This is a genomic window from Streptomyces sp. NPDC058964 (genome assembly GCF_042741275.1).
Taxonomy (GTDB): Bacteria; Actinomycetota; Actinomycetes; order Streptomycetales; family Streptomycetaceae; genus Streptomyces.
On record NZ_JBHYKH010000304.1, the window covers coordinates 1 to 10,953 of the forward strand.

Here is a 10,953-nt window from a genome sequence, read left to right on the forward strand (position 1 = left end):
CTGGCGCCGGGGGCCCCGGGGCCCCGGGGCTCGCCGGGGGGCCCCCACACGCCGGGCACGGGGCGGGCCACGCTCGTGCGAGGGGATCCGGTTCCCGGTCAGTGCTTCATCGTGAAGTGCAGCGTGTCCTTGAGGAACGGGATCTCCAGCAGGGGCTTGGGCTGGGCCATCAACGCCAGCAGGACGATCGCCAGGCCCAGCACCCCGTACGTGACGATGTCCGTGAAGCGGGAGCGCACGGCGAGCATGCCGACGCTCGGCAGGACCCAGCGCATGACCGCGCCGGCCAGCAGGGCGGCGCCGATCAGCAGGGTCCCGAGGCGGAACACGTCGAGCGCGGTCAGCAGCAGGCCGAGGGCGACCGCAGACAGCACGACCAGCATCGGCCACTGCCGGGCGGGCGCGGGGGCGTCACCGGGAGCGGCCCGGCCGCCGCCCTCGGGGCGCGCGGTGTCCCGCGTGAACAGGGGGAAGCGCCGCGTGGTCCGCCGCGGGCGGCCCTCGGCGTCGGGCGCGCTGACCGCGTCGCGGGCCGTCGGCTCGGCGCCGTCGGCGGACCGTGCGGAGTGGAGGTGGTCCTCAGCCGGCACTGCGCTCCGCCGCCTCGACCACGTTGACGAGCAGCTGCGCCCGGGTCATCGGGCCCACACCGCCTGGGTTCGGGGAGATGAAGCCGGCCACCTCCGCGACGTCCGGGTGGACGTCGCCCACGATCTTGCCCTCGGCGCTGCGCGAGACGCCGACGTCGAGGACGGCCGCGCCCGGCTTGACGTCCTCGGGCCGGATCAGATGGGCGGATCCGGCGGCCGCGACGATGATGTCCGCGCGCCGGAGGTGGGCGGAGAGGTCACGGGTGCCGGTGTGGCACTGGGTCACGGTGGCGTTCTCGCTGCGCCGGGTGAGCAGCAGCGGCATCGGGCGGCCGATGGTGACGCCGCGGCCGACGACCACGACCTCGGCGCCCTTGATCTCCACGCCGTAGCGGCGCAGCAGGGTCAGGACGCCGTTGGGGGTGCAGGGCAGCGGGGCCGGCTCGTTGAGGACCAGGCGGCCGAGGTTCATCGGGTGCAGACCGTCGGCGTCCTTGTCCGGGTCCATCAGTTCGAGGATGCGGTTCTCGTCGATGCCCTTGGGCAGCGGTAGCTGGACGATGTAGCCGGTGCAGGCCGGGTCCTCGTTGAGCTCCCGTACGACCGCCTCGATCTCCTCCTGCGTCGCAGTGCCGGGCAGTTCGCGCTGGATGGAGGCGATGCCGACCTCCGCGCAGTCACGGTGCTTGCCGGCGACGTACTTCTGGCTGCCGGGGTCGTCCCCGACCAGGATCGTGCCGAGGCCGGGCGTGACGCCCTTCTCCTTCAGCGCCGCCACGCGGGCGGTCAGATCGGACTTGATCGCGGCTGCGGTGGCCTTGCCATCGAGAATCTGGGCGGTCATGGACCCATCCTCGCGGATGACGGGCTCCGGGTTCCAATCCGGGTCCCCGTCCGGTGCCACTCCTTGATCAACGATGTTGCACTTGCACAACACCTAGTGAATGCGGCTGGACAAGTAAGAGCCCCCTAAAGAACGATGAGCAGACAGTGCCGCGGGCAGTACCGGGGGGACGGACCGCATCTGTAGAACTTTCCTCCGCAACGTGCCGCGCGTCGTCCCCGCACCTGGAACAACGGAGGAAAGACCGCCATGAGCTTCGGCGACCCGAACAACCCCTACGGCCCTCCGCCCCAGCAACCGCCGACGCCGCCGAACTACGGCTACCCCCAGCAGGGCCCGCCGCAGCCGGGCGTCCCGCCGCAGGGTTACGGCTACCCCCAGCAGCCCGCGTACTCCGCCTACCCCGGCGGCAACGCGATGCCGCAGACCATGCCCGGCCTGATGGTCACCGCGCGTGTGCTGCTCTACATCGTGGCGGCCGTGCAGATCCTCGGCGGTATCTTCGCCATCTTCGGCGCCGCGACGCTCAACGACGCGTCCAACGCGGGCGAGGACACCTTCGGCAGCAACAGCTTCTCCGACATGGGGCACGCCGGGGCCGGCGCCATCCTCGTCGGCGCGCTGCTGTTCCTCGGCCTCGCCGGGCTGTCGATCACGCTGGGCGTCAAGTTCGCCCGCGGCGGTCAGGGCATCCGCATCACCACGATGATCTACGGCATTCTCGGCGCCATCTTCGGCTTCCTCATCATGATCGGCGCGGCCAACGCCAACTCCTCCGCGGCGCTGGTCTGGGCGCTGCTGTGGATCGGCTTCGGCGGCATCATGGCGGCGGCCATGATCGTCCCGTCGGGCGCCGCCTGGTTCAACCGGCCGCGGTACTGAGCCACCGGCACCACGTGTCCCAAGGGCCGTGTCCCGTCCCGGACGAGGGGGACACGGCCCTGGCGCGTTCCCGGCTCAGTGGAAGAAGTGCCGCGTCCCCGTGAAGTACATCGTGACGCCCGCCTTCTCCGCGGCCTCCACGACCAGTTCGTCGCGGACCGAACCGCCGGGCTGGACCACGGCCCTGACACCGGCCGCGGTCAGGATCTCCAGCCCGTCCGGGAAGGGGAAGAACGCGTCCGAGGCGGCGTACGAGCCCTGGGCGCGCTCGGCGCCGGCCCGCTCGACGGCCAGCTTCGCGGAGTCGACGCGGTTGACCTGGCCCATGCCGACGCCGACCGAGGCGCCGTCCTTGGCGAGCAGGATGGCGTTCGACTTCACGGCCCGGCAGGCCTTCCAGGCGAAGGCCAGTTCGGCGAGCTCGGACTCGGACAGCGCCTCGCCGGTCGCCAGCGTCCAGTTTGCCGGGTCGTCGCCGTCGGCCTGCAGCCGGTCGGTCTCCTGGAGCAGCACGCCCCCGTCGATGGCCTTGACCTCGACCGGGTTGGCCGGGGCGCCGTGGGCCCTGAGCACCCGGATGTTCTTCTTCTTGGCGAGGGCCTCCAGTGCCCCCTCCTCGTAGTCGGGCGCGACGATGACCTCGGTGAAGATCTCGGCGACCTGCTCGGCCATCTCCTTGCTCACCGGCCGGTTGACGGCGATGACCCCGCCGAACGCGGACAGCGGGTCGCAGGCGTGGGCCTTGCGGTGCGCCTCGGCGACGTCCGCGCCGACCGCGATGCCGCAGGGGTTGGCGTGCTTGATGATCGCGACGCACGGCTCGTCGTGGTCGTACGCGGCACGGCGGGCGGCGTCCGTGTCCGTGTAGTTGTTGTACGACATCTCCTTGCCGTGCAGCTGCTCGGCCTGGGCGAGGCCGCTGCCGCCGGCGTCGACGTAGAGGGCGGCGGGCTGGTGCGGGTTCTCGCCGTAGCGCAGGGTGTTCTCGCGCTCCCAGGTGGCGCCGAGGAAGTCGGGGAACGGCGACTCGTCGACGGGTGCGTACGCGGAGGCGAACCAGGAGGCGACGGCCACGTCGTACACGGCGGTGTGCTGGAAGGCCTCGGCGGCCAGCCGCTTGCGGGCGGCGAGGTCGAAGCCGCCGTCGTTGACCGCGGCGAGGACGTCGGCGTACCGGGCGGGGCTGGTGACGACGGCCACGGACGGATGGTTCTTGGCGGCGGCGCGGACCATCGACGGGCCGCCGATGTCGATCTGCTCGACGCACTCGTCGGGCGAGGCGCCGGAGGCGACCGTCTCCCGGAAGGGGTAGAGGTTCACGACGACGAGGTCGAACGGCTCGACGCCCAGCTCGGCGAGCTGCCGCTGGTGGTCCTCAAGGCGCAGGTCGGCGAGGATGCCCGCGTGGACCTTGGGGTGCAGGGTCTTGACGCGGCCGTCCAGGCACTCGGGGAAGCCGGTGAGCTCCTCGACCTTGGTGACCGGGATGCCGGCGGCGGCGATACGGGAGGCGGTGGACCCGGTGGAGACGAGCTCGACACCGGCCTCGTGCAGCCCGCGGGCGAGCTCTTCGAGCCCGGTCTTGTCATAGACGCTGACGAGCGCGCGACGGATGGCCCGCTTGTTGCTCTCGGCGGTCACTGGATAACTACCTTTCGTCCCTCAATGCGATAGCCGTTGCGGGCGAGCCGCCCCACGACCTCGACGAGCAGCCTTCGCTCGACTTCCTTGATGCGCTCGTGCAGAGCGCTCTCGTCGTCCTCGTCCCGGACCTCCACCACGCCCTGGGCGATGATCGGTCCGGTGTCGACGCCGTCGTCGACGAAGTGGACGGTGCAGCCGGTGACCTTGGCGCCGTACGCGAGCGCGTCCCGCACGCCGTGGGCCCCCGGAAAACTGGGCAGGAGGGCGGGGTGGGTGTTGACGAACCGCCCGCCGAACCGAGCGAGGAACTCCTTCCCCACGATCTTCATGAACCCGGCGGAGACGACCAGGTCGGGCTCGTAGGAGGAGACGGCCTCGGCGAGGGCGGCGTCCCACTCCTCGCGGGTGCCGTGGTCCTTGACCTTCCGGACGAAGGTCGGCAGCCCGGCACGTTCGGCCCGCGCCAGCCCCTCGATGCCCTCGCGGTCGGCGCCCACGGCGACGATCTCGGCACCGTAGGCCTCGGTTCCGACGCGCGCGATCTCGTCGAGGAGCGCCTGCAGGTTGGTGCCGGATCCGGAAACCAGCACGACGAGGCGCTTGGCCACGGGCTTGGCGGCCACGGTGGGGCCCTTTCTCGGGGGAGCGTCTGTACGGCGGCCGGACTCGCACGGCGTTTGTACATTCGTACGAGTGCTTCGCTCCCCGGGATACGGGGAAGTCTACGAAGCGGCCGACCGTCAGCAACGATACCGGCACACCGGACGGCCCCCACGGGACGGGTGCGTGGCCGGAAGGTAGCGTCTGGGAGGGAGCGGGCTCGGGAACGCGGTCGCCGTGCGGCGCGTTCACGAGATGACAGCTCAGGCCCGGACGGGTCGTACCAGCCGTATTCATCTAGGGGAAGACGCTCACTTGATGCCGGACCGCAGCCTGCGACTTCTCACGTTCCCCTCGCAGTCGGTGCACGGAGGGGAGCGTGGTGACGTGCTGCTGCGCGAGCGGCCGGCCTCGCCGCCCGCGGCGCCCTCGGACCGGGAGAACGGCAGCGGCGACGAGCAGGGCGGAGCACCCAAGGACGACAACCCGTTCGCGCCGCCGCCGGAGGGCACGCCGGACCGCCCGTGGCAGCCGCGACGCCCCACGGACTCCTCCGACGAACCCTCGTCCCCTTGGGGCAACCAGTGGAGCGACCGCCAGCCGGGCCGCTCGCCCGGCGGTTTCGGCGAACGCCCGCGCGGCGGCCCGCAGGGCCAGGGCGGCGGACCCGGCTCCGGTCCGGGCATGCGCTGGGATCCGACGGACCCGGCCCAGCGCCGGGCGCGATACGCGCTCCTGTGCGGCATGTGGGCCTTCTTCTTCGCTCTCTTCAGCTGGCCGTACGTGGCACTGCTGCTGGGCTCCCTGGCCCTGTACTGGGGCGTGAGCGCGCTGCGTACCAAGCCCCGCACCCCCGATCCCGACAGCCCCGTCCAGGGCCGGCCCGGCCGGCCCCAGACCACGGCGGCCGTCAGCGGCCTGGTCACGGCGTCCCTGGCGCTCGCCCTGGTCGCCACGACCTTCACGGCCCAGCTGGTCTACCGCGACTACTACACCTGCGTGAACGACGCCCTCACCAACGAGGCCAAGCAGTCCTGCAACCATCTGCTGCCGCAGGAGCTGCGCGGGCTGCTGGGCAGCAGCGGCTGACAACGGCCACCCGGTGCCGGGACCCCTCAGGGGGTGTCCGAAGGGTCCGGCGGGTCCGAGGCCTCCCTCGGCGCCGCCCAGCGGGCCTCTCGGTTCGCGTCGTCGTGCCACGGCGGCGCCGGGGCGTCGACGGGCAGGAAATCGTACGGATCGTCGTCCCACGGCTCTCGCGTGGGCGGCGGTGCGGGCTGCGCCGGAAGGTCCCTGGCGGGCCGCGGTTCCGTCCCCCGCCCCGCGGACGGGCCGCTCGGCAACCGCCGGGGCCGCAGCCGCCAGGGCCACAGCCGCCAGGCCCGCAGTCCGAGCGCGACCGGTACGGCCACCGCCGTGATCCAGGCCGCCGTGGCGGTACCGGACTGCCACCACACCGGCCCGAACCGGGCGAGCGCGGCCTTGCCGAGCGGGCCGCCCGCCAGCTCGGCCAGCACGGCGAACACGATCGCGCACACCCCTGCCGCCATCCCCGCCACCGCGGCGGTCGCCGGCGCCGACCATCGCCGCACCCACGGCCCCGCCTTCCCGGCACCGTCCTCCGGATCCCCGTGCGGCACGGCCGCGGCGACCGTGAACCACGCCACCGTCACCCCCGCCACCACGGGCACGGCCCCTGCCGCCCAGTTCAGCGGCCCGCCGGCCCCCGCGTCCGGCACGGCCGCCAGCAACGGGAACGGCGGCAGCAGCGGCGCCGGATCCGAGAGCAGCGGATACACCACGTGCCCGGCACCGAGCGCGAACCCCGGCCCGAGGGCGTACGCGGCCGACCACACCGCCGCGTTGGGGATCAGGGCGACGCACAGCAGCAGCACGGCGAACCGCCCGGACCAGCCCTCCGTGAGCTGGCCGAAGGACTCGCGCGCCGCCCCGCCGTGTCCCAGCAGCGACACCCCGAGCAGCAGCGCCCCGCCCCCGACGAGCACCGTGGCACCCGCACCGGCGGCCCGCACGGCCGTGCCGAGGCGCGCCCGGCCGTCCGCCCCGAGCAGCAGCCCGCGCGGCCCCTTCGGCAGCAGTGCCGGCACCCTCAGCAGCGGCTCGGGCGGGCGGCCGTACGCCGTCCACACCCCGGCACCGGCCGCGCACGTGGCGACGAGCGGCAGGCACCCCGCCACCCACCCCCACATGGGCCGCAGTTCACCACCGGAGGCGTACAGCGCGGCGCAGCAGCCGACGGCGAGGTAGCCGAGGACCACACCCGTCCACGCCGTGCGCGCGGGAACCGGAGGCGGCCCGTCGGCGTCGGCGGGCGCGTCCACCGCGTCCCGCGCCGCCCGGTACAGCAGCAGAACCGGCAGGGCCGGCAGGAGCAGCGGGGTGACGCCCACGGGTGCGGGGGCGCCGGAGAGCGTGTCGGTGCGCACCAGCTCGACCCCGTGCGCCAGCAGCCACAACGCGCCGGCGACGTGCAGCGCGTGGCCCGGCCCGCTGTCTGGGTACGGCGAGCTGACCCACATCACCATCACGAGCACGGCGAACGAACCGAGTCCGAGCCCGGCCGCGAGCGCGCCGCCCACGAGGCTCGCGCCCAGTCCTGGCGATCGGTCACGCAGCCGGGCGAGCAGGGGCGACAGGGACAGTCGGCGAGCGGTCATCTGGATCACGACCGTCATGCTCCCAACGACACGCGCTTTCCCGGCGTAACAGGCGAAGCCCGGAAGTGTCGCTCAATATATGTTTATGTACTTTTTCGTACGAAGGGGCACGCTGTGACGCAGAGCCCTGAGAGCCCGCTGCCACCGCCCAAGGAACGCCGACGCCTGCGCGAGTCCCGGCCGCTGACGCAGGCTCAGGTCGCCGAGCGGATCGGCGTCAGCCGCGCGACCGTACGTGCGTGGGAGACCGGCCGCACCTCCCCGAAGGGAGCGAAAGGCGAGGCGTACGCCCAGTTGCTGGCGTCGCTCGCGACGGACCCTCACGAAGGCGAGGTCCGGCAGGAGGTGACGGGCCGCCAGGCGACGGTCCCCGCTCCGGCCGCTCCCTCCCTGACGCCCGCACAGGCCTTCGACGCCCTGTACGCGTTCTGCTCCCCCGCCCTCGTACGGCAGACGTACCTGCTCACCGGGCGGCGCGAGCTGGCCCGCGAGTCCGTGGAGCGCGCCTTCCAACTCGCCTGGCAGCAGTGGCCGGAGGTGGCCCGGGACCGCGATCCGGCGGGCTGGGTGCGGGCGACGGCGTACGAGTACGCGCTCTCCCCCTGGCACGGGTTCCGCCCCCGCTACCGGCACCCGGAGCCACCGCCCGCCGACGCCGCCGACCGCGCCCTGCTGCACGCGCTCCTGCGGCTCCCGCCGTCGTACCGCCGCACGCTCGTGCTGTACGACGGCGTCGGCCTCGGTCTGCCGGAGACGGCGGCGGAGACGGAGGCGAGCACCCCGGCGGCGGCGAACCGGCTCACGCACGCACGGGCCGCGGTGGCCGCGTGCGTTCCCGAGCTGTCTGACCCCGCCGCGCTGCACCGCCGGCTGGCCGAACTCGCCTCCACCGAGCGCCTCCGGGCGGCGCCACCGACGACGGTACGGACGGTCGGCGAGCGCAGGACCCGGTTCTGGACCCGGGCCGCCATCGCCTTCACGGTCGCGATCATCGGCGCGACGTCGCTCACGCTGCGCACCGCGCCGACCCGGTACGAGGCACCGATCGGCCCCGCGCAGGCGGTCCAGGGGGTTCCGCCGAAGGCCGCGCTGGGTCCGCTTTCGGGCGACGAGCTGCGGCTGCGGGCGAAGCTGCGGGAGGCGTCGGAGCAGGGGCCGGAGAGGATGTTCCCGCTGCCCCGGTGAGCATCCGCGCACACGCGTCCGGGCATGCGCGTCCGGGCATGCGGAAGGGCCCGCACCCCCCGTGAGGGTGCGGGCCCTTCCTGCCGTGGTCCGGGGTCAGCCGGCCAGGATCTCGCGGGCGAGCTTCGCCGTCTCGGTCGGCGTCTTGCCGACCTTGACGCCGGCGGCCTCGAGGGCCTCCTTCTTCGCCTGGGCGGTGCCGGACGAACCGGAGACGATGGCGCCGGCGTGGCCCATGGTCTTGCCCTCGGGGGCGGTGAAGCCCGCGACGTAGCCGACGACCGGCTTGGTCACGTTCTCCTTGATGAAGGCCGCGGCCCGCTCCTCGGCGTCGCCGCCGATCTCACCGATCATGACGATCAGGTCGGTGTCGGGGTCGTCCTGGAAGGCGGCCAGGGCGTCGATGTGCGTGGTACCGATGATCGGGTCGCCACCGATGCCGACGGCCGTGGAGAAGCCGATGTCACGCAGCTCGTACATCATCTGGTACGTCAGCGTGCCGGACTTCGAGACCAGGCCGATGCGGCCCGGCTTCGTGATGTCGCCCGGGATGATGCCGACGTTCGACTGGCCCGGGGTGATGATGCCGGGGCAGTTCGGGCCGATGATGCGGGTCTTGTTGCCCTTCTTGCCGGCGTACGCCCAGAAGGCGGCCGTGTCGTGCACGGCGATGCCCTCGGTGATCACGACGGCCAGCGGGATCTCGGCGTCGATGGCCTCGACGACCGCGTCCTTGGTGAACTTCTCCGGCACGAAGATGACGGAGACGTTGGCGCCGGTCTTCTCGATGGCCTCGGCGACGGTCCCGAAGACGGGTACCTCGGTGCCGTCGAAGTCGACGGTCTGACCCGCCTTGCGCGGGTTCACGCCGCCCACGACGTGGGTGCCGTCGCCCAGCATGAGCTTGGTGTGCTTCATGCCCGTGGCGCCGGTCATGCCCTGGACGATGACCTTGCTGTCCTTGTTGAGCCAGATAGCCATGGTGTGTTGGTGTCCTCGTCCTGAGTGCTTACTTGGCGGCGTGGGCCAGCTCGGCGGCCTTGTCCGCCGCGCCGTCCATGGTGTCGACGCGCTGCACCAGCGGGTGGTTGGCGTCCGTGAGGATCTGCCGGCCCAGCTCGGCGTTGTTGCCGTCGAGACGGACGACGAGCGGCTTGGTGACGTTCTCGCCCCGGTCCTCGAGGAGCTTCAGGGCCTGCACGATGCCGTTGGCGACCTCGTCACAGGCGGTGATGCCACCGAAGACGTTGACGAAGACCGACTTGACGTCGGGGTCGCCGAGGATGATCTCCAGGCCGTTCGCCATGACCTGGGCGGAGGCGCCACCGCCGATGTCCAGGAAGTTGGCGGGCTTGACGCCACCGTGGTTCTCACCGGCGTACGCGACGACGTCCAGGGTGCTCATCACGAGACCGGCGCCGTTGCCGATGATGCCGACCTCGCCCTCGAGCTTGACGTAGTTGAGGTTCTTCTCCTTGGCGGCGGCCTCCAGAGGGTTGGCCGCGTCCTTGTCGTGGAGCTCCTCGTACTCGGGGTGGCGGAACTCGGCGTTCTCGTCGAGCGACACCTTGCCGTCGAGGGCGATGACCTCACCGGAGGCCACCTTGGCCAGCGGGTTGACCTCGACCAGGAGGGCGTCCGACTTGATGAAGGTGTCCCACAGCTTGACGAGGACGTTCGCGACCTTGTCGGCGACCTCGGCCGGGAACTTGGCCGCGGCCACGATCTCCTGGGCCTTCGCCTCGTCCACACCGTCGATGGCGTCGATCGCGATCTTCGCGACGGCCTCGGGGCGGGTGGCCGCCACCTCCTCGATCTCCATGCCGCCCTCGACGGAGGCGATGGAGAGGAAGGTGCGGTTGGCACGGTCGAGGAGGAAGGAGACGTAGTACTCCTCGACGATCTCCGGGGCGGTCTCGGCGATCATGACCTTGTGGACCGTGTGGCCCTTGATGTCCATGCCGAGGATGTCCGTCGCGCGGGCGACGGCCTCGTCCGCGGAAGCGGCCAGCTTGACGCCACCGGCCTTGCCGCGGCCACCGACCTTCACCTGCGCCTTGACGACCGACTTGCCGCCCAGCCGCTCGGTGATCGCGCGCGCCGCCTCAGGCGTGTCGATGACTTCACCGGCCAGCACCGGTACATCGTGCTTGGCGAAGAGGTCCCTCGCCTGGTACTCGAACAGGTCCACGCGCTTCCGTCCCTATCAGTGATCTCGCGGTTCGTTGGATGCGTGGGCGTGCCGCGAAGGGCAACGTGACGTCCGCATGTGTCACTAGGGGGGCGCACACGGTGTCCGAGCGCGCGGCATGTCCGTCTCGCAGGTTATCGCCGCTTGCCGGGGGTCCCTAAATCGAGGGTCACACCTGAGCGGTGATACCTGTCACATGATGCCGCGCTCACTGGCACGCGGTGCCTGGTGTGAGGGCGGAAAACGCAGATAAGGGCCTCACCGGGTTGGGGTTGACCCGGTGAGGCCCGTGGAACGCCCCGGACGGCCGCGGGAGTGCGGCCCTCCGGAGTGCGGGCG

10 protein-coding genes are annotated in these 10,953 nt (G+C 72.1%); 3 read left to right on the top strand and 7 right to left on the bottom strand.

Translation table 11 applies throughout. From position 1 onward, the window contains the following. Positions 1-98: 98 nt before the first annotated feature. Both ACFW2E_RS30135 and ACFW2E_RS30140 read right to left on the bottom strand, forming a co-directional pair. Positions 99-590: a DUF3017 domain-containing protein gene (locus ACFW2E_RS30135; RefSeq protein ID WP_384470233.1), complete on the bottom strand. Its 492-nt coding sequence runs from the start codon at positions 588-590 to the stop codon at positions 99-101. Next, the gene (locus ACFW2E_RS30140; RefSeq protein ID WP_384470234.1) at positions 580-1,434 is read right to left on the bottom strand and encodes a bifunctional methylenetetrahydrofolate dehydrogenase/methenyltetrahydrofolate cyclohydrolase; all 855 of its coding nucleotides are present in this window, start codon (positions 1,432-1,434) and stop codon (positions 580-582) included. The genes ACFW2E_RS30135 and ACFW2E_RS30140 overlap by 11 nt, the downstream gene beginning before the upstream one ends. Before the next feature lie 249 nt (positions 1,435-1,683). On the opposite strand from ACFW2E_RS30140, the gene ACFW2E_RS30145 reads away from it, so the two are divergent. Continuing rightward, a complete protein-coding gene (locus ACFW2E_RS30145; protein WP_384470235.1) occupies positions 1,684-2,316 on the top strand; it encodes a hypothetical protein in 633 nt (210 codons plus the stop codon). A 75-nt stretch (positions 2,317-2,391) separates the two neighbouring features. On the opposite strand, the gene purH is transcribed toward ACFW2E_RS30145, so the two are convergent. Further along, entirely contained in the window at positions 2,392-3,957 is a 1,566-nt protein-coding gene (purH, locus tag ACFW2E_RS30150) for a bifunctional phosphoribosylaminoimidazolecarboxamide formyltransferase/IMP cyclohydrolase (protein WP_384470236.1), read from the bottom strand. After that, positions 3,954-4,583 (bottom strand): phosphoribosylglycinamide formyltransferase, encoded by a 630-nt coding sequence (purN, locus tag ACFW2E_RS30155; RefSeq protein WP_384470237.1) that lies wholly within the window; start codon positions 4,581-4,583, stop codon positions 3,954-3,956. The genes purH and purN overlap by 4 nt, the downstream gene beginning before the upstream one ends. A gap of 295 nt (positions 4,584-4,878) precedes the next feature. On the opposite strand from purN, the gene ACFW2E_RS30160 reads away from it, so the two are divergent. Further along, on the top strand, positions 4,879-5,649 hold the full coding sequence (locus ACFW2E_RS30160) for a hypothetical protein (protein ID WP_384470238.1): 771 nt from the start codon (positions 4,879-4,881) through the stop codon (positions 5,647-5,649). 26 nt (positions 5,650-5,675) lie between these two features. Here the strand turns inward: ACFW2E_RS30160 and ACFW2E_RS30165 are convergent, their stop codons facing one another. Next, positions 5,676-7,256: a DUF6350 family protein gene (locus tag ACFW2E_RS30165; protein ID WP_384470239.1), complete on the bottom strand. Its 1,581-nt coding sequence runs from the start codon at positions 7,254-7,256 to the stop codon at positions 5,676-5,678. Between the two features lie 96 nt (positions 7,257-7,352). On the opposite strand from ACFW2E_RS30165, the gene ACFW2E_RS30170 reads away from it, so the two are divergent. Then, positions 7,353-8,423, top strand: a complete 1,071-nt coding sequence (locus ACFW2E_RS30170) for a helix-turn-helix domain-containing protein (RefSeq protein ID WP_384470240.1) — start codon at positions 7,353-7,355, stop codon at positions 8,421-8,423. Positions 8,424-8,519: 96 nt separating this feature from the next. On the opposite strand, the gene sucD is transcribed toward ACFW2E_RS30170, so the two are convergent. Further along, positions 8,520-9,404 (bottom strand): succinate--CoA ligase subunit alpha, encoded by an 885-nt coding sequence (gene sucD, locus ACFW2E_RS30175; protein ID WP_384470241.1) that lies wholly within the window; start codon positions 9,402-9,404, stop codon positions 8,520-8,522. Between the two features lie 28 nt (positions 9,405-9,432). Beyond that, a complete protein-coding gene (gene sucC, locus ACFW2E_RS30180; protein ID WP_384470242.1) occupies positions 9,433-10,614 on the bottom strand; it encodes an ADP-forming succinate--CoA ligase subunit beta in 1,182 nt (393 codons plus the stop codon). Positions 10,615-10,953 lie beyond the last annotated feature (339 nt).